Origin of the sequence: Bacillus sp. FDAARGOS_1420, from assembly GCF_019344915.1 — a bacterium.
Taxonomy (GTDB): domain Bacteria; phylum Bacillota; class Bacilli; order Bacillales; family Bacillaceae_G; genus Bacillus_A; species Bacillus_A mycoides.
This window is the reverse complement of the sequence record NZ_JAHWJB010000001.1, coordinates 451,007-469,300: the sequence shown is the minus strand read 5'-3', so window position 1 is coordinate 469,300 and position 18,294 is coordinate 451,007. Positions and strand designations below refer to the sequence as shown.

Genomic DNA, 18,294 nt, shown 5'->3' with positions numbered 1-18,294 from the left:
TAGAAAAAACGTAAATGTTTTTGGAGGTGAACTGTTGTGTTTTCACGTTTTACACTTCAACCATGTGCATTAAAAGAAGAATCAGATTTAAAGCAATTTGAAGCGCTTTTAGAAAAACGTCCACAATATGAACTGACAGAGAATGAGATGAAATTTAGTTACATAGCAAGTCGCATTCTTGGTGTACCTAATGATGTAGATGAATATTTCAACGGGCTATTTGATTATAGTGAAGCAAAAGGGATCGAGGTTTTGCATGAACAAAATTTAAATAAGGTGATTGATCCCGAAAAACTGCGCCATATTCAAGAAGTTTTTGCATTACATCAAGAAGCGCCGAATGGACTTACCGTCAATAGGCTTGTAGCACATTTGTCTGGAAAACAACTATTACCACAAGTAGACAATCCTGATTTACAGCATTATATACATACGACGTTTATTTCTGTATTGAAATTGTATGAGAAACAACATAATCAATCTTTAAAAACAGAAGGATTCCGGCGTTTCTTAATCGATATGATTAAATTAAGTGAAAATTACGTAGCAAAGTGGTTTTCTACAATTAATTATAAGAAGCAAATGCCACGTATCGTTTGGTACGGTGATGCGACGGAGAGTCGTATATATTTCTTATACTTTCTTATTATGCTCGGCTGTGATGTGCTTTATTATCACCCAGAAGGAAAAGATGGATTTGAGAGTGTAGATGAGGAAGGAAAGACCTTTGTCGTATCTCATTCAGGACGTATTTCATTGGAACCATTTCCTGATCGGCGTCGTGAACGCGTCGCAACAGTAGCTTATCAAGCTTCAAAAGAAATCGAGCAAGTACTTCACCATGATAATTCATTATTATACAAACCGTGGCAATTCCGTTCGTATACACCTGTAGCCCGTACGCTCAAAACGACGTACGATGAACTCTTTTTAATTACGAAAGAAAAGGCATTTGTACGTCCAACATTCTTTGTTGAAAATAAGCATATTTATATTCCTTCTTTATTTGCAAAAATATCAGGCGTTTCAAAGAATGATAAAGAATATTTTCAGCGATTAAAGGCTATTACATCATTTGATAACAGTTTATTAATTAATACATTCCCGTTTACGAAAGAACAAAAAGCGAATTTCCAATATCATTATCGAGATGCATTGGACCGCGGGGGAAAGTTACATCCGGATTTAATTATGAACAGCCATTGGTGGCCGCATAAGCGTTTACCAGAAGGATTACAACATGGTATTGCAGAAGCAATGATCCATACGTGTGAAAGTGAAATGTGTAAACCAATTGCGAAAGAGACGAAACAAGATGTAGCGCTGTATGTTTTCGCACAACTCTCTCAAATACCACCGAACATTTTAGAGCAGCTTGAGAAATTTGATTATTCGCAAGAAGTACCGAAAATTGTTATATTTAATAATGAGAAGAGCGGAGAATTAAGTCGTTCTGATGCTGTGTTATTACTATTTTTAAATCAAATTGGAGTAGATGTATTCCACTTTAATCCAACGGGGAGAAACGATATTGAACCGTATATTCAATCAGGAGCATTTGATTCACATTGGCTTGAAGAAGTTAATTTCGATCTTGAATTTCATGGTTCATCAGCCTATAAAAATTTATCACAAACAATAAAAGGACTATTTCGTCCATTTTTATAAGGAAAGGGAGAATACCATATGAATAACCCAGTCGTACTAGATTCGAAAATAGAATTGAATGAGCAAACCGCACAAGATGTTCGCTTGCAACTTAGACAAGATGCAGAAGTGCAACGTATTTATAACGCAGTAGACATTAAAGATCAATTAGAATTAATTGAACTCGGAAAAGAACCTTCTATGGAAATTTCACGTTTCGCTGATCAAATTTTACATACAATGTCTTTATCGAAAGTAGAAGACTCTGGTGAATTATTAAAGCAGCTCGGTAAAATTATGGACAGATTTGATAGTAAAGACTTTGCGGAAGAGAAAAGTGGTTTCTTCTCACGTATGTTCAAAAAAGCAGATAAAATGATTGAACAAATCTTTAGTAAGTATCAGACGATGGGTCGCGAAATGGATAAAGTATACGTAGAAATTACGAAGTATCAAGATGAAATGAAAAAATCAATTGGTACGTTAGATGGTTTATATGAGCAAAACTTAAAGTATTATTTAGACTTAGAAAAATACGTAGTAGCAGGGGAAATGTTATTAGAGCGTTTAAATACAGAGTTAGTTCCGATGTACGAAGAGCGCATACGTAATAATGATCAGTTAGCGGGTATTGAATTAGAATCGCTTAAAAACTCTGTTGAAATTTTAGAACAGCGTATTGATGATTTAGAAAAAGCACGTATGGTTGCTCTATTAACAGCACCACAAATTCGTATGATTCAACGCGGTAACAATAAATTAATCGGTAAAATCAATACAGCATTTATTACAACGATTCCTATCTTTAAAAATGGTATCATTCAAGCGGTAAATGCGAAACGTCAAAAGCTTGTTGCGGACTCTATGGCGGAACTTGATCGCCGTACAAATGAATTACTTAAGAAAAATGCACAAAATATCGCAACTCAAAGTGTGGAAGTAGCGAGATTATCAGGTTCTTCTAGTATTAAGATGGAAACACTTGAGGAAACTTGGAACATTATTTCAAGAGGTATGCAAGAAACACAACAAATTGAAGAGCAAAATAAACGTGAGCGTGAAGAAAGTCGTAAGCGTATGGCTACATTAACAGAGAATATCAAAAAAGAATTACAAGGATAAAGAAAAGGCAATGAGGAACAGTCCTCATTGCCTTTTAGTTTCTCTTAACTAATTTAATGATTTCATTCACAACAAGCGGAATGATACTTAACAAGAGAACAAATCCCCAATCTCGCATTGTTAATGCATGCACACCGAATATATTGGCAAGAGGTGGGATGGAAATGATACAAACTTGCATAAGAACACCGATAAGAAGGGAGAAAACTAAATATTTATTTGTAAATATCCCAATTGAAAAAATTGATTTCGTTCTTGAACGTAAGTTAAATGAATGAACGAGTTGAGAAAAACTAAGAACGACAAATGCCATCGTTTGAGCGTGTAATAGAGCGTCTTCATCAATTTGATCTGGGAAGAGAGGAAATAAATTTGTATCTCCTGTATAGAGCTTTGCCCCAACGATAAAGGCTGTTAAAGTAAGAAGTCCAATTACAACCCCATTGAAAATAAGAAAAGGAACGCTGCCGCTAAATAAGCTTTCTTTCGCATGTCGTGGTTTTTCCTTCATCACATCTGGATCTTCAGGATCAACACCGAGTGATAATGCAGGCAGTGTATCTGTAATTAAATTTACCCACAAAATGTGAATAGGGCGTAGTGGTGTTGCCCAGCCGAGTAAAATAGCTAAAAAGAGAGCTATAATTTCGCCGAAGTTACAAGAGAGTAGGAAGAGAATAGACTTTTTAATATTACGATAAATATTTCTTCCTTCTTCAACAGCTTTCACAATAGATGAGAAGTTATCGTCTGTTAAAACTACATCTGCTGCGCCTTTTGCGACATCTGTTCCTGTAATTCCCATTGCTACTCCAACGTCTGCTTGTTTTAAAGATGGAGCATCATTTACACCGTCACCAGTCATGGAAACGATATTTCCTTTAGCACGTAATGCTTTTATAATCTTCACTTTATGTTCTGGAGAGACCCTAGCGAATACATTTAAGTGGTTAATTTTACTTGCTAGTTCTGTATCTGGAATGTTATCTAATTCAGTTCCAAGCATAATTTCAGATTTTTCTTCAGCGATACCAAGTTCTTTGGCAATTGCAAAGGCGGTATCCTTATGATCGCCAGTAATCATAACTGTACGAATACCAGCTTTTTTACACTCTGTAATGGAATCTTTTACTTCTGTACGTGGTGGATCAATCATACCGACAAGACCGATAAAGATGAGATTTTCTTCGAGATGATTTATATCCACATCGCTTGAATTGTATTGTTTAAATGCGAATGAAAGTACTCTTAAAGCTTCTTGAGACATTGCCCCGGCAGCGTCTAATATTTGATTTTTATCAGAATCTGTTAGGACCTCGATTTTGTTATTTATAAAGATATGGGTGCAGTGAGGTAAGAGTTTATCAATAGCACCTTTCGTCATGCTATAGTAGCTTTCATCGTATGTATGCACGGTTGACATCATTTTACGATCTGAATCGAAAGGGAGTTCGTTAACGCGTTCATGTGCATTTTCTAACGGATCTTTTTGAATGTTAAAAGAGCTTCCGGCAACAAGAAGGGCAATTTCTGTAGGATCCCCTGTTTGTGAGTCGGTACCGTAAGAAGCATCGTTACATAAAACCATATTTTCTAATAATAGACGGTGTGCATCATTATTTACATTCAAATTTTCTAGCTGGTCGTATGTGCGATCACTATAAAAGTGAGTAACAGTCATTTTATTTTGAGTTAATGTACCTGTTTTATCTGAACAAATAATTGTGACAGAACCGAGAGCTTCAACAGCTGGTAGTTTACGAATGATAACGTTTTGTTTAATCATACGCTGAACACCAATTGCAAGAACGATGGAAACGATAGCTGGTAAGCCTTCTGGAATGGCTGCAACAGCTAAACTAATTGCGGTCATAAACATTTCTAAAGTATCTCGTCCTTGTAAAAAACCGATGAGAAACATAGTAGCACAAATAGCTACAGCGACAAAGCCTAAATATTTTCCTACTTGTGCTAAGCTTTTTTGAAGTGGTGTCATATCATCGTCTGCTTCATGTAAAAGGGTAGCAATCTTACCAATTTGTGAGTGCATCCCAGTTTCAACAGCAACGCCGACGCCACGTCCGTATGTTACTAGCGTCGACATAAAAGCCATGTTTTTTTGATCGCCTAACGGTACTTGTTCATCACTTTGCATGGAAGGATGGTAGACTGCATCTTTATCAACGGGGACAGATTCACCAGTTAGAGCAGATTCTTCAACCTTTAAATTAGCAGTTTCGATAAGCCGTAAATCACATGGTATATACCGCCCAGCATCAAGCATAACGATATCACCTGGAACGACGTGCTCAGATGGAATCTCTTTTAGTTCACCATCTCGCTTTACGATAGCTTTAGGTGTTGCCATCTTTTTCAATGCTTCTAAAGCCTGTTCCGCTTTCGATTCTTGGATTACACCGATAACAGCATTTAAAACTACAACGAGCGCGATAATACTTGCATCGGCCCATTCACCTACAAAGGCGGAAATAAGGGAAGCGATAATAAGGACATATACGAGGACGTCATTAATTTGGGCGAAAACGCGCTGCCATAAAGTACGTTTTTGCTTGGTAGCTAATTCATTAGAACCATATTGCTTTAAACGTTCATTTACGATTTTATCTGTTAAACCGTGTTGTTCATTTGTTTCTAGGTCGATTAATGTTTGATTTTTCGTCTTACTGTACCAATTGCTCATAAGTAAGCACCTCCAGTAAAAACAGTTAGCAATGGTAGTGTGGCAATTTTTTTAGAGTAGTATGTATGGAGAAAAAATCTAAGGTGAGGTTCTACTTTCATTGTACAGTAATTTAGAATGTGAGGAGGAAAAGAGAAGAGTTGTCATGAATTTGTTGAAATTAAAAGAGCCTCGAATACGTGAGGCTCTTTGTCATTTTTTAATTAATGTACCTAATTCCTCAGTAATAGCTTGCATTTCACTAATACTGAATGTTTCACGTTTCATAACGTGCTCATAAATGTCACGTAAGTCCTCGTACATTTCTTCGTTAAAACTAGCAGCTCTCATTGCTCCAGCATTAACCATACGTAATTTTTCTTTAATAGCTTCTACCATATATTCAACGTTTACTTCTGATTTTACGGATAAATCCACCGAAGTGTCCCCCTTTAAAATAACATAAGGTTATCTTAACATTTTTTTATCATTTTCGTTAATGAAACTTTTCAATCCTATTAAATTAGTAGGGATTTCCTTTATAATTAATAATTGGTTGTTTATACTATATAAGTATATAGCAAGAACTGCACCAAGAAAGGAAGAAACAAAAATATGGTCCGAGTATTGTTTGTTTGTCTTGGGAACATTTGTCGTTCTCCAATGGCAGAAGCAATTTTTCGGGATCTTGTCGTAAAAGAGGGACTCGAAGAGAAAATTGTCATTGATTCTGCAGGAACTGGAGATTGGCATATTGGTCATCCACCACATAAAGGAACAAAAAAAATTTTAAAAGAAAATGAAGTCTCTTTTGAAGGAATTAAAGCACGCCAAGTAGAAAAAGAAGACTTAACAAAGTTTGATTATATTATTGCCATGGACAACAAGAATATAGCGGATTTAAAAAGTTTTGGTAAAACTGGAGGCTATATTGGTAGACTGTCCGATTTTGTTCCAGACGGTGGCTGGACAGACGTTCCTGACCCTTACTTTACAGGGAACTTCCAAGAAGTGTATGACCTTGTAACAGAAGGGTGTGCAAAGCTAGTAGCTTTCATTCGAAATGAACAAGGAATATGAGGAAGCTTAGAAAGTAATACTTTCTAATATAAGAAATGAAAGGGTGAAGGAATATGGCAAAGAAAAATAATATTGCTCGAAACATTGCGATTGGTGTAGCTGCAGGTGTAGCTGTATCTATGTTAAAGAAAGAAAACCGTGAAAAAGTAAAAAACACGGCAGAAAAAGCAAAAACAAAGATGATTGAAATTGGTGAAAATGCGAAGATAAAAGAAAAAGTGCAAACTGTTACAGATAAAGGACGCGAACTTGCTGATTTTAATGTAGTGAAAGCGAAAGTAGCAGAAATCAAAAAATTGACGCCGTCTGTTGTAGAAACGTTAAAAGAAACGAAAGAAATTTTTAGTAAGAAAAAAATCGTGCCAGTAGAAAAGCCGGAAACGATTGAAATTCAAGCTGTATCTCCAAAGGTAGATGAGCTTAAAGCAGAAGAAGAGCCAGTGGTAGCTGAAGATGGTGGTATGAAAGAAGCGCGTGAATTATTTATGAAAGACTCAAATGCAGAGGAAAAAAAAACTGAAGCATACATTGAGCTAAAGCAAAATAAAGAAGAGAAGAAAAGCGTCTAAAAAATATGAGGAAATTTCTAGAAAAAGCAAAAAGAAATCGCACTTTTTCGTTTGGGAAAGATTTATATGACCGGACGATGCGCGATGATGTAGCGGGCTTAGCAGCACAGCTCGCTTATTTCTTCTTGCTTGCGATTTTCCCTGGGCTTGTTTTCTTAATTACGCTTCTTGGCTTTATTGACCTTCAAACAGAAAGTGTGCTCAATTTATTAGAACCGTACGTACCAGAAGATGCGATGAACTTAATTGAAGTAAACGTAGATAAAGTTGTAAACGAACAAAATGGTGGTTTATTATCATTCGGTTTACTATCGATGTTATGGTTTGCTTCAAACGGGGTGAATGCGGTTATGAACGCTTTTAACCGTGCTTATGATGTAACAGAAACCCGTTCTTTTATTAAAACAAGAGCTTTATCTATCGTGTTCACGTTAGCGATAATTTTTATGATTGTGTTTGCACTAATCGTTCCAGTATTTGGACAAGTGATTGGGGCAGCCGTGTTTAAAGCAATTGGTTTATCGGATAGTTTTTCTTATGTTTGGAGTATTACGCGTTTAGTAGCAAGTTTCTTTGTCTTAATCGCTTTGTTTAGCTTTTTATATACATTTGCGCCTGATCGGAAATTAAAGCGAAGAGAAGTCATATCGGGAGCAATATTTGCTACTGTAGGATGGATTGTGGTATCGTACTCATTTGCCTATTATGTAGATAAATTTGCAAATTACGCTAATACATATGGTGGTCTCGGTGGTATCATTATTTTAATGTTATGGTTTTACTTAACTGCGTGGGTAATTTTACTTGGCGGTGAAATTAATGGTTTACTCCATCATTATAGAACGGGTGACAATAATTCCCGTAATGAAAAATGAGCTCTTGTTCCATAATAAAAGGGAACAGGGGGGATATTTCATGAGTAATAATAAGAAGAACCACAATAATAAAAGTAATAATAAACAAAAGAGCAGTTCGCATCCAAAGCATAAAACGAGCAGTAGTGCGAACGGTCACAATAGCTACCATTAAAAAAAACGGGTCCTTTATCAGGGACCCGTTACTTATTTCCTTTTAATAATCGTAAGCCATTCAAGATTACAAGAATGGTACTTCCTTCATGTCCAATAACACCGAATGGAAGAGCTAAAAACTGCAAGAAATTAGAACAAATCAGCATTGCAATGACAGCTAAAGAGAAGATAACGTTTTGCCTCACAATACGGTTCATTCGTTTTGATAAACGGATTGCTTGAGAGAGACGAGATAATTCGTTTTTCATAAGAACAACGTCTGCAGTCTCTAATGCTACGTCTGTTCCTTCACCCATTGCAACACCAATACTAGAAGTAGCGAGTGCAGGTGCATCGTTTATACCATCTCCAACCATGGCGACTATGCCGTACTTTTCTTTTAACTGCTTTATCGTTTCAACTTTTGTTTCCGGTAAACATGATGCGTAATATTCTTTTATATTACTTTCATTGGCAATTGCTTTTGCTGTTTCTTCATTATCACCAGTAATCATGATTGCTTCGACACCAATGCTTTGCAAATCACGAATAGCCGCTATCGTTTCTTGGCGAAGGGTATCTTTTAAAGCGATCAGTCCAAGAATACCATCCTCATCACTAATATAAACGACCGTTTTCCCCTCTTTTTCAAGTGAAGCAGAAATGCCATTATGAAATGTCTTTGTTTCTTCTCCAATAAAATCAGCTTTACCAATTTTATAAGATTTGTTTTCTAATATTCCTTTTAATCCAAAACCAGTTACATCTTCAACGTTTTCTGGTTTTTTTATCGTAATGTCGTAAGCATGTTTTGCATATTTAACAATCGCTTCTGCTAAAGGATGTGTAGAGTGACTTTCAATCGCTGCTGTAATAGAAAGTACTTCACTTTCTGCTATGCCTTCTCGAACATATACATCTGTTACAGTAGGTTTTCCTTGTGTTAATGTTCCTGTTTTATCAAAGGCAATCGCCTTTACTGAAGCTAGACGTTCTAAATGAATACCACCTTTAAAGAGAATACCGTTTCTCGCTCCGTTTGAAATTGCTGATAAAGTTGCCGGTGTAATGGCTGCAACTAGCGCACAAGGAGAAGCGACTACAAGTAAGATCATCGCGCGATAAAACGTTTCATTCCAACTCCAATCAAGTAAGAAATGAGGAACAAACATCATAAGCGCAACAACAAGTAGTACACCTTTTACGTATGTTCCTTCAAATTTTTCGATGAATAGTTGTGATGGGGATTTTTCGCTTTGTGCACTTTGAACGAGACGAATAATCTTTTGGAATAATGTTTGATCGCTCGGCTTCGTAATTTTAACTTCAATAGCACCACGTAAATTTACAGTGCCGGCAAATACTCCATCGCCGAATTTTTTCTCATTCGGAATGGGTTCTCCTGTAATAGCAGCTTCATCAATATTTGTTTCACCAGTATGAATTGTGCCATCAGCAGGAACACGCTCACCTGGCTTAATTAAAATAATATCGTTAATTTGTAATTGTTCAACTGGAACACGTTCCGGAGTTCCGTTTGAAATACGTAATGCTTCTTCAGGTTGTAGATCAAGAAGCGCTGAAATTTCTTTTTGGCTTTTACTTAATGTATAAGATTCCATTGCTCCGCTTAATGCAAAGATGAAGATTAAAATAGCACCCTCTGCCCAGTAACCAATAACTGCGGCACCGATAGCTGCAAAAATCATGAGCATTTCAACATTTAGCTCTTTCTCTTCAATTGTGTCTTCAATACCTTCTTTTGCTTTTGCAAATCCTCCAACTACATAAGCAAGGATATATAAAGTAATACCTGCACTTATTGCATCATTTTTTGTGAATAACCAACCAGCTAAAATAAAAATACCAGATGCGATTGCAAATATAAGTTCATAATGTTTCTTTAATGTATCCCATAAAGAGGGATGAGAAATATCTTTTTGTGCTTGTAATGTTTTTACTTCTGCGTTCATTAATACTCGCTCCTTCCGAATTCTTATTGAGAAAAAGAATCAAAATCGAAACCCCTATAAAACGACGAAAGCTGCCATCCATAATGGATAGCAGCATTTCTGTTGAATCTGGTTTTAATAGTTATTATATTGTAATTATTCTATAGTATAGCATATGTTTTTCTTAGATGATATGTTTTTGTTTTAGTATAAAGTGAAACTTTAATTAGTGGGGGTTTTGTTCATCTCCCGCTGATTATTAGCCCTCGCCAATCGGGCTTTTACGGGCAGCAGGGCTCCCACTTAACTTCTTTGCCCCAGCCGAATTTGGAGGTGGGAGTTTTACTGCCCGGCGAATAGCGGGATAAACTGAAAACTTGTGTTTTCGTATTTCCTTTGGTATATATGAATATTGTTCATAAAAAGGTCGGAAAGGAAGACATCAAGTTGAAGACAGAGAAATTTTTCACCCATCCGATTGGCGTGTTTATTGCTGCAATAGTAGCAACATTTTTATGGGGAATCGCATTTCCCTTTATTAAATTAAGCTATGCTGAACTTGGAATTCAGCCACAAGAAGTCGGGGAACAAATATTATTTGCTGGCTATCGCTTTTTCTTATCTGGTGTAATGCTCTTATTATTTTTTAAAGCGTTAGGAAAAGATATGAAGTTCAAAAAAGGAACAGGAAAGCAGTTAGTTCAAATTGGCTTGTTTCAAACTTTTCTTCAATATATATGTTTTTATATTGGAATGAGTTACAGCTCAGGAATTGAAGGAGCGATTATTTCAGGAACATCATCATTCTTTCAAATTTTACTCGCACACTTTTTATATAAAGATGATGCTCTAAATAGGCGAAAAGTAATTGGAGTAGCTATCGGTTTTTGCGGTGTGATTTTAGTGAATGTACCGAGTGATGGAAGTTTATCATTTCATTTTGGAATAGGTAGCTTATTACTTCTTGGGGCAGCCATGATGTATTCGTATGGAAACATATTAGCGAAAGAAGGTAGTAAAACATTAGATATTGGGTATATGACAGCATATCAGATGATTTTCGGATCAATGGGGTTGCTATGTATAGGTGCATCTCAAGTTGGAATGATGCCATTCATATTTAATCTACATGCAATACTTATGCTCATATATTTATCGTTCTTATCAGCAGCCGGATTCTGTATATGGAATACAATTATGAAGTATAACAAAGTAGGGAAAGTCTCAATGTATATGTTCTTTATACCAGTTTTTGGTGTACTACTATCAAGTCTAATTTTAGGGGAAGCAATCCATTCCTTTGTACTATTTGGTTTAGCGTGTGTCGCAGCGGGAATTATTGTAGTAAATCGTAACCCGGTTAAAAAGAAAGTTGAGCAAGAAAAACAAGTAGCATAGAGAACAGAAAAACGATTAAAATGGAAGAACAGTATTGTTCTTCTTTTTTTACATAGAAAAAGGAGAATGTGATATATGTAACGAAAAAAAGATAGAATAAAGCATTTATTGAGGAGAACATATTATGAATGTACTTTACATTGTGTTAGTCGGGCAAATTATTCTTTTTTTAATGGGAGCAATTTATGCAATAGGACAGACGAAGAGAACGAGAAATAATATGCCGTTACCTTTAGCCGTTCGTCTTATTCTTAGTTTTTCTTTAACAGGAAGTGCAATTTGGATATGGTTACAAGATCCATCGGCTGAGTACAGTACGTGGGTTGCACTCGGTATGACTTTATCAACTGTAGGGGATTTATTTATGGCAGGATTAATTCCAATTGGTCATCGATTAATTGGAGGAATGGTTACTTTCGCTCTTGCACATTGTTTCTATGTGAAAGCATTTTTACAAACAGGTATTTCATGGAATGGTTTTTGGATCGGTTTACTCGTATACGGACTCTTTCTAATTATAGGGTGGTTTTTCTTTATTCGAAATGAAAAACAAGACAAACTTTTTACAATAGGCGCTCTAATTTACGGTTTGTGGGTTGGAGGAATGGCATGTTTTGCATTCGCCTTATATTACGAGAATATAGGAATATGGTGGATACCAGCACTTGGTGGTTTACTGTTTGTGATTTCTGATTTTATTATCGGTGTGACAGATATCGGAGGGCGCAAACTGAAGTATGAACCGCTTTGGATTTGGTTTACATATGTCGCAGCGCAGATGTGTATTGTATATGTAGGATTATAAAAAGATACTCTCAAAAATAGTTGATAGACTATTTTGAGAGTATCTTTTTTATTGCTATGCTATTATATTTGTTTGTTTAATTTGTGCAGTATTTTATACTTTTTAAGCATAAATTTCATAGGAAAAGTCCTGTTTGATAGATGGAAAACATAGTATATAAAAATAGTGAATTTATAGGGAATATTATTTTTATATTTGTAATATTCTAATGTTATAATTCAGAATTTTGTGGAAATTAACTAGTCGGAGTACTTATAATAAAAATAAAAAGATGATGAGATGGTGGAATGATGCAAAAGAAAAAACGTTTGCGTGAATTCTTTGAAATAATTGCAATTGCATGTTTATTAGTGTTTTTGGCAAAAATCTTTTTGTTTTTCCCTACGACTGTAAAAGGAGCATCGATGAGGCCGACGTTACAAGATGGAGATAAAGTAATTATTAATAAACTTGCAAAGAGATTTGAAAGTTATGAGAGAGAGGATATTATTGTCGTGAAGACAGATAATTTCTACGTGAAGAGAGTTATTGGATTGCCAGGAGATGTAATTGAGATGAAGAATGATCAATTATATGTTAATCATCAAGTGAAAAATGAAGAGTATTTAAAGAATAATAAAAAACAGGCAGAAAAATTACTTATCAATTTAACTGAAGATTTTGGACCGATTACAATTCCTAAAAATAAAATTTTTGTGATGGGAGATAATCGTTTAGTTAGTAGGGATAGTAGGAACGGCTTAGGGCTCATTGATAGAACAGAAGTATTAGGAAAGTTCATGGCGATATATTATCCATTTGAACATGTGAAAATTGTAGATTGAAAATAAGAAAAACCAAGCGAATTAGTTGCTTGGTTTTTCTTATTTAAACAGTTGGTGTTTTATTTATTGTTTCTTGTGAAGCAATATGTTCATTATTTTGGTCGATATTTAACATGAATTTTCGTTGTAACAATTGCAATTTAAAGAGTGTTAAAGGATCATGATAAGTTTCTGGGTTCGTTCTTAGCTTTGTTAATGTTTGCTCATCTTCTTGTATTTCAAGTTGGGCCGCTTCTACGGTTTGTTTCAATATGCTAAGAGGGTCTTTAAAGAACATCATGATATCCCGTTCTAGCGCACCTTCAAACACTTCAAATTGTAGGAAGAATTGTTTTGAAATCATCTGAGCAACTTCTGTATAATCTTCTGTTTCAATATATTGTTTATATTTATTTGATAGCATAGATTGATTTTTTTGCATATTACCGAATAACTTTCCTGCACTTTTTAAGAAAAATTGTGTCGGTGTAAAGCGTAATAAAATATTGATGTTAGCTACTGTAATTCTATTCGTCATTCTTGCAACATCTCTATCCCAGTCATCTAGTAATTTGAAATCACAAGGAAGTTTAATACGCTCTTCCTCATAGAGCTTATTAAAGGTATCGCTCATTTCATCTAAATAAGCCTGAGCTTGAATGAATTCATTATGAGCAGTTTCAATCCATTCTTGAATAGACCCAGTAAACTTAGGAAGGAGCACTTGCTGTACATGTTTTTGAATTCTTTCATTCATTGCTACATTTAGTTCTTCATGGACCAGTTTGAAATCACTATCTTCTTGAACGAGGTCAGAGCAACTCTGCAACAATTCAGGAATTTGAGAATGTATATCCTGCGTAATCTCTTCTTTCGTTAAGAGATAAGATTCTGTAATAGAACGAATTTTATCTTTTTGAATGGCAGTAAGATTATTAATAAAACCATCAAGTTTTACTAAAATATGTTTATTCCAGCGAACGGATTTCACTAACGTATTTTCTAATTCCACACGTTCATTTACAAGGTATGCAATTGTTTTTTGGATAAACCATAATAATTTTTCAATGCGTTCTTTTTCCACGTTACGCTGAGTAAGGTTAGAAAGAATAGAGTCTGTTACGTTACCTAGCTGTTCACTACTCTCTTGTGAAGGAGAGTAAGGGAAAAAGTGTGCTTCTGGGAAATGTACGAGTATTTTCTTTTTAATGCTGTTCGTGATATTTTCACTAGTATTCGTATCAATTGTTTGTAAGACGAATTTAATTTGTAAATTTGGTACTTGCTCACGAATATATAATAATGTATCGAGCTCTTCATCATGTAATGGTGAAGCTGAATTTAGTACATAGATGAGACTATCTGCTGCCTGTAAGTATTCAAAGTGAGAGCTGTTTTTGTCAAGTTGTCCATGCACAGTAGGTGTGACAAGGAATGAAAACTTATTTTTTCGTAAAAATCTACTTGGTAATTTAACTTCAATACATTTTCTTTCTAGTTTTGACTGAGAAGGTACCGCTAGTATGTTATGAAGTTCGTCAAAGTTTGGTATATTTCGTATATCTAGTTCTGTAAGCTCAGTTATTTCAGTTTGACTATCATCTTTAAATGTAATTGAAGTTGTTATAGCCTCATTTAATATATTTTCTCCTAGTATAGAGTTAATAAAGGCTGATTTATCATAATCGCTAGCTCCTGCTACTAGAAGTTGTGTAACAGTTAAATCGTATAACTCACGAACAAGTAGTGTGAATTGATGACCTAAATCTACATCATTCTTCTCAGCCCATACAGCAATCGTTTCAAATAATGCTGATACGTCTGCCATATCAACATTTGCATGAGCTGATGCATTTGAAAGTAAGGCAAATGCGCTTTTTACGAGTAATGATTCTAGAGTTGTCGGTGAAACTTCATTCCATGCTAATACTGCTGCGGAGACAAGTAAAGAATCTTCCGCTTTCGTTAAACTAAACCAATTTGTTAATAAATCTGGTACAAGTCCTTGTAATTCGTGCATGAAATGTTGTCCAGTAATCAATTCGAAGTACGTCTCTTGATAGCGAGTAGAAATTTCATTCCAATCATCATTAGCATCTACTTCAATATGTAAGAATAGGTGATTTATTGTTTGAATCCAAGGTAGATGGAATGATTCATTTTCATAGCTGTTCCAAAGTGAAATAACAAGTTCTTTAAACTGAACTTGATCAATAGCATATAAGGCTTTTAAAGATTCGTAGAAATACTCAGGTTTTATCTTGTTAGTAAAGCCTCTGTTTACATAATTGATTAAAGTATCAAACCAGTGTAAAGATTTAGTTCGAATTCCTTCTTGAACGGCTAGTTCAATAGCATTATTCCAATCTTCTTGTTTTTCATAGAACGATCGAGCGATTGCAGTAATATTTGGATAGTCCGGTTGAAACGCAACAGCGTCACTAATCGTCTTAAATGCTAGACCTAAACGATTTTGCTCGATATAAAGAGAAAGAAGTTGTAGGGAAACTTCCATCGTAAGAGTTGTATCTTCTGTTTGGATAAATTTATAAATTTCTTCTGCTTTTGGTAAGAAATCTAATTCGAAATAAGCATCTGCAATATTCTTCATAGCCCAGAGAGCAAGTTCATTATTTACTTTCTCCCATTTGAATATAGCGGCTTCAAAGTCGTTAGTTAGGAAATAAACTTCACCTTGTGCAAAGCGAATATTAGATATGTTGGAGAATTCATTTTTTGATTCATTTATATATGCTTCACCGAGTACTTCCGCTACCGGAATGGAAGAGTCTTCTGTTAAAAATGTTTTATAGTAAATCTTTTGGATAAATTGTTTTTCAATGGTCATGTTCGTTCCCCCTGTATAATTTAGAAAAATGATGTTGTATGTAAAAGGGTGCATGTTACTCTAATAGGTAGAAGTTGCATTATATAGACCAAACTATGTTTTTGCTAGATATATCATTTTTCTTGAGAGTTAAACCGTTGCAAAAAGTAACTTCCCTTTATTGTAACAAAAAAATAAGCCTATGAATTTTTATTTTTTTATCTCGCTATTTATAGGCAGTAAGACTCCTACACCAAAATTTAGCGAATGCAGGGAAGCTAAGTAGGAGCCCTGCTGCCCGTAAAATCCCGATTGGTTCAGGCTAATAATCAGTTGGGATGGATAAAAAACCCCACTGATTAAATCTCTGTTTAAGGAATGGAATAGAAGTAGAGTTCATTATAAAAACAATGTATAGTGAATATGTATACCATGTTTGTCTTAAAGATAGAATGGGCACAATATGGAATAACGATCGTGTATAGGATGTGTCTTCCGAATGGAACAACATATTGGCGAGTTAATCGCACATTATGGATATTTTGGAATTATTATAGCTTTAGCTGGCGGGATTGTTGGATTACCTATACCGGATGAGTTTTTATTGACTTTTATCGGATATAACATTTCAAAAGGAGTTATGTCAGGAACAGCTGCTTTTTTAAGTGGAATGGCAGGTGCAATGCTTGGCATTACATTAAGTTACATATTAGGTTTAAAACTTGGGCTCCCTGTTTTAAAAAAATATGGTCCGAAAGTTAGAATTAAGGAACATCATATTGAAAAAACACATATTTTATTTGAAAAATACGGTCCATTTCTTTTAATGATTGGCTACTTTATACCGGGAGTACGTCATTTAACAGCATATTTTGCTGGAGTTTCAAATTTAACATTGTGGCGGTTTTGTTTGTATGCTTACGGTGGTGCACTAATTTGGATAAGTGTTTTTATTGGCTTAGGTTGGAAACTGGGAGAGAAGTGGCGCTTTGTTGAATATAGTTTCCATCATTATGGAATATGGATTTTATTAGTTTCGGCAATTGTAACATTTATTGTGTGGATTTACATAAGGAAAAGAAAAAACCGCTAATAATAGCGGTTTTTTAGCTGAAAGCAACAAATAATACACCAGCTGTAATAAAGACTACACCAATACCAGTCATAAAGTTTAACTTTTCACCTAATATAATCATCGCGAGAATAATGGAAAATACTACGCTTAATTTATCGATAGGTGCTACTTGTGAAACTTTTCCTGTTTTTAATGCAAGAAAATAAAATAGCCATGACGAAGCACCAGCGATTCCACTTAATGTGATAAATAGCAGTGCTTTTTTATTTAGGAGGACATCACCGATATTTTGAAATTTACCTTGTATAATAATAACTCCTACCATAAATAATGCCATAATAATAGAGCGAATCGTTGTTGCAACATTGGCATCGATTCCATCTAAGCCAATCTTTCCAAAAATAGATACGAGGGCAGCAGCAATTGCTGATAATAGTGCGAATAATAGCCATGAACTCATAGTGAAATTCCTCCAATCTTACATTATTATACATGAAAATCATTCTCATGTATAAAAAACGAAATAAACCCCCGCCCTATATTTTTAATAAGGTGGGGGTTTATTATACTACTCTGCTATTTCTTCATATAAAAAGTACGTTACATTATAAATATGCTCTACTTCATCGTCTGTCATAAATAATAATTCGTCACGTTCAATCCCTTTTTTCTTTTCAATAAACTCAATCATGTTTTTTCGTTCTTCTCTTTTCATCAATTTTTATTTCTCCCCTCAATCTGTTTTAATACAGTTTATTTAAGTTACTGCTATTATATAACAGAATCTTTAGAAAGTTCCACCTATTTTATTGTTTTTTTCAGAAGAACCTTTCGACAAAACAAGCCCACCTAAGGCGGGCTTATTTTTATTTTATAGTCGTAAAAACTCGGGCTCGGTCGCACCAGCACTATCGATGTAATAAATTGTATCAGGATTGATTTTTATTAGTACGTAATTAGGATCTTCCGAACCGAGTAACCAGCGTTTTAAGCTATTAGTCCAAAATTTGTTTTTTAATGTTTGATCTTCTTCGATGGAAGCGATACCTTCAACTTCAATGTAATCTTTATCTAATTTCTTTCCCTCTCGTCCAAGTAGTACGTGCACATTTGGATTCTTCTCGATATCTGTTATCTTTTTTGAATTTCGATCTGTTGCAACATATAGTACAAAATCTTCATGGAAAAACATCATAAAGGCACCATGTGGCTTATCGTTACGTACAGTAGATAATATACCTGTTCGTTGACCTTGAATAATAGTTGCGATTTTTTCTTTTAAGTGCATGCTTTTAACCCCTTTTCAAATTTTTAATTCTTTCTGTC

Annotated in this window: 16 protein-coding genes; 9 read left to right on the top strand and 7 right to left on the bottom strand. The window is 34.9% G+C overall.

The window, feature by feature from the left end; all coding sequences use genetic code 11:
* Positions 1-36 precede the first annotated feature (36 nt).
* Both I6L50_RS02530 and I6L50_RS02525 read left to right on the top strand, forming a co-directional pair.
* On the top strand, positions 37-1,668 hold the full coding sequence (locus I6L50_RS02530; RefSeq protein ID WP_219300364.1) for a YceG family protein: 1,632 nt from the start codon (positions 37-39) through the stop codon (positions 1,666-1,668).
* A gap of 18 nt (positions 1,669-1,686) precedes the next feature.
* A complete protein-coding gene (locus I6L50_RS02525; RefSeq protein WP_219300362.1) occupies positions 1,687-2,769 on the top strand; it encodes a toxic anion resistance protein in 1,083 nt (360 codons plus the stop codon).
* A gap of 34 nt (positions 2,770-2,803) precedes the next feature.
* Here I6L50_RS02525 and I6L50_RS02520 read toward each other — a convergent pair whose 3' ends face one another.
* Positions 2,804-5,470, bottom strand: coding sequence for a cation-translocating P-type ATPase (locus I6L50_RS02520; protein ID WP_219300360.1), 2,667 nt, complete (start codon positions 5,468-5,470; stop codon positions 2,804-2,806).
* Positions 5,471-5,662: 192 nt separating this feature from the next.
* Positions 5,663-5,887 (bottom strand): DUF1128 domain-containing protein, encoded by a 225-nt coding sequence (locus tag I6L50_RS02515; RefSeq protein WP_113937976.1) that lies wholly within the window; start codon positions 5,885-5,887, stop codon positions 5,663-5,665.
* A 177-nt stretch (positions 5,888-6,064) separates the two neighbouring features.
* Here I6L50_RS02515 and I6L50_RS02510 point away from each other — a divergent pair, with 177 nt between their 5' ends.
* The 3 genes from I6L50_RS02510 to I6L50_RS02500 are packed head-to-tail and all read left to right on the top strand — an operon-like array spanning position 6,065 to position 7,973.
* Entirely contained in the window at positions 6,065-6,529 is a 465-nt protein-coding gene (locus I6L50_RS02510; protein WP_002091191.1) for a low molecular weight protein-tyrosine-phosphatase, read from the top strand.
* A gap of 53 nt (positions 6,530-6,582) precedes the next feature.
* Positions 6,583-7,098 carry a DUF4075 domain-containing protein gene (locus I6L50_RS02505; protein ID WP_002115844.1) on the top strand — a complete coding sequence of 172 codons (516 nt, stop codon included), beginning with the start codon at positions 6,583-6,585 and terminating at the stop codon, positions 7,096-7,098.
* Positions 7,099-7,103: 5 nt separating this feature from the next.
* On the top strand, positions 7,104-7,973 hold the full coding sequence (locus tag I6L50_RS02500) for a YihY/virulence factor BrkB family protein (RefSeq protein WP_002063656.1): 870 nt from the start codon (positions 7,104-7,106) through the stop codon (positions 7,971-7,973).
* Positions 7,974-8,155: 182 nt separating this feature from the next.
* Here the strand turns inward: I6L50_RS02500 and I6L50_RS02495 are convergent, their stop codons facing one another.
* Positions 8,156-10,081 (bottom strand): heavy metal translocating P-type ATPase, encoded by a 1,926-nt coding sequence (locus tag I6L50_RS02495; RefSeq protein ID WP_219300358.1) that lies wholly within the window; start codon positions 10,079-10,081, stop codon positions 8,156-8,158.
* Between the two features lie 426 nt (positions 10,082-10,507).
* On the opposite strand from I6L50_RS02495, the gene I6L50_RS02490 reads away from it, so the two are divergent.
* From I6L50_RS02490 to lepB, 3 genes are all read left to right on the top strand, one after another.
* On the top strand, positions 10,508-11,458 hold the full coding sequence (locus I6L50_RS02490) for a DMT family transporter (RefSeq protein WP_219300355.1): 951 nt from the start codon (positions 10,508-10,510) through the stop codon (positions 11,456-11,458).
* Positions 11,459-11,582: 124 nt separating this feature from the next.
* Complete coding sequence (locus tag I6L50_RS02485; protein ID WP_002063659.1) at positions 11,583-12,263, top strand: lysoplasmalogenase; 681 nt, start codon at positions 11,583-11,585, stop codon at positions 12,261-12,263.
* 287 nt (positions 12,264-12,550) lie between these two features.
* Positions 12,551-13,087, top strand: coding sequence for a signal peptidase I (gene lepB, locus I6L50_RS02480; RefSeq protein ID WP_002010249.1), 537 nt, complete (start codon positions 12,551-12,553; stop codon positions 13,085-13,087).
* A gap of 43 nt (positions 13,088-13,130) precedes the next feature.
* On the opposite strand, the gene I6L50_RS02475 is transcribed toward lepB, so the two are convergent.
* Positions 13,131-15,914 carry a tetratricopeptide repeat protein gene (locus tag I6L50_RS02475; protein WP_219300353.1) on the bottom strand — a complete coding sequence of 928 codons (2,784 nt, stop codon included), beginning with the start codon at positions 15,912-15,914 and terminating at the stop codon, positions 13,131-13,133.
* Between the two features lie 478 nt (positions 15,915-16,392).
* On the opposite strand from I6L50_RS02475, the gene I6L50_RS02470 reads away from it, so the two are divergent.
* Positions 16,393-16,986 (top strand): DedA family protein, encoded by a 594-nt coding sequence (locus tag I6L50_RS02470; RefSeq protein WP_002091181.1) that lies wholly within the window; start codon positions 16,393-16,395, stop codon positions 16,984-16,986.
* Between the two features lie 13 nt (positions 16,987-16,999).
* Here the strand turns inward: I6L50_RS02470 and I6L50_RS02465 are convergent, their stop codons facing one another.
* From I6L50_RS02465 to I6L50_RS02455, 3 genes are all read right to left on the bottom strand, one after another.
* Positions 17,000-17,428: an EamA family transporter gene (locus I6L50_RS02465; RefSeq protein WP_002091176.1), complete on the bottom strand. Its 429-nt coding sequence runs from the start codon at positions 17,426-17,428 to the stop codon at positions 17,000-17,002.
* 108 nt (positions 17,429-17,536) lie between these two features.
* Complete coding sequence (locus tag I6L50_RS02460) at positions 17,537-17,683, bottom strand: BH0509 family protein (RefSeq protein ID WP_000817786.1); 147 nt, start codon at positions 17,681-17,683, stop codon at positions 17,537-17,539.
* A gap of 156 nt (positions 17,684-17,839) precedes the next feature.
* Positions 17,840-18,256 (bottom strand): pyridoxamine 5'-phosphate oxidase family protein, encoded by a 417-nt coding sequence (locus tag I6L50_RS02455; protein WP_219300351.1) that lies wholly within the window; start codon positions 18,254-18,256, stop codon positions 17,840-17,842.
* Between the last annotated feature and the right edge of the window lie 38 nt (positions 18,257-18,294).

Bases quoted from the DNA above. Each gene is read 5' to 3' on its own strand.
- I6L50_RS02525 (WP_219300362.1), top strand. From the start codon at position 1,687: ATGAATAACCCAGTCGTACTAGATTCGAAAATAGAATTGAATGAGCAA.
- I6L50_RS02520 (WP_219300360.1), bottom strand. From the start codon at position 5,470: ATGAGCAATTGGTACAGTAAGACGAAAAATCAAACATTAATCGACCTA.
- I6L50_RS02510 (WP_002091191.1), top strand. From the start codon at position 6,065: ATGGTCCGAGTATTGTTTGTTTGTCTTGGGAACATTTGTCGTTCTCCA.
- I6L50_RS02505 (WP_002115844.1), top strand. From the start codon at position 6,583: ATGGCAAAGAAAAATAATATTGCTCGAAACATTGCGATTGGTGTAGCT.
- I6L50_RS02500 (WP_002063656.1), top strand. From the start codon at position 7,104: ATGAGGAAATTTCTAGAAAAAGCAAAAAGAAATCGCACTTTTTCGTTT.
- I6L50_RS02495 (WP_219300358.1), bottom strand. From the start codon at position 10,081: ATGAACGCAGAAGTAAAAACATTACAAGCACAAAAAGATATTTCTCAT.
- I6L50_RS02485 (WP_002063659.1), top strand. From the start codon at position 11,583: ATGAATGTACTTTACATTGTGTTAGTCGGGCAAATTATTCTTTTTTTA.
- lepB (WP_002010249.1), top strand. From the start codon at position 12,551: ATGATGCAAAAGAAAAAACGTTTGCGTGAATTCTTTGAAATAATTGCA.
- I6L50_RS02475 (WP_219300353.1), bottom strand. From the start codon at position 15,914: ATGACCATTGAAAAACAATTTATCCAAAAGATTTACTATAAAACATTT.
- I6L50_RS02470 (WP_002091181.1), top strand. From the start codon at position 16,393: ATGGAACAACATATTGGCGAGTTAATCGCACATTATGGATATTTTGGA.
- I6L50_RS02465 (WP_002091176.1), bottom strand. From the start codon at position 17,428: ATGAGTTCATGGCTATTATTCGCACTATTATCAGCAATTGCTGCTGCC.
- I6L50_RS02460 (WP_000817786.1), bottom strand. From the start codon at position 17,683: ATGAAAAGAGAAGAACGAAAAAACATGATTGAGTTTATTGAAAAGAAA.
- I6L50_RS02455 (WP_219300351.1), bottom strand. From the start codon at position 18,256: ATGCACTTAAAAGAAAAAATCGCAACTATTATTCAAGGTCAACGAACA.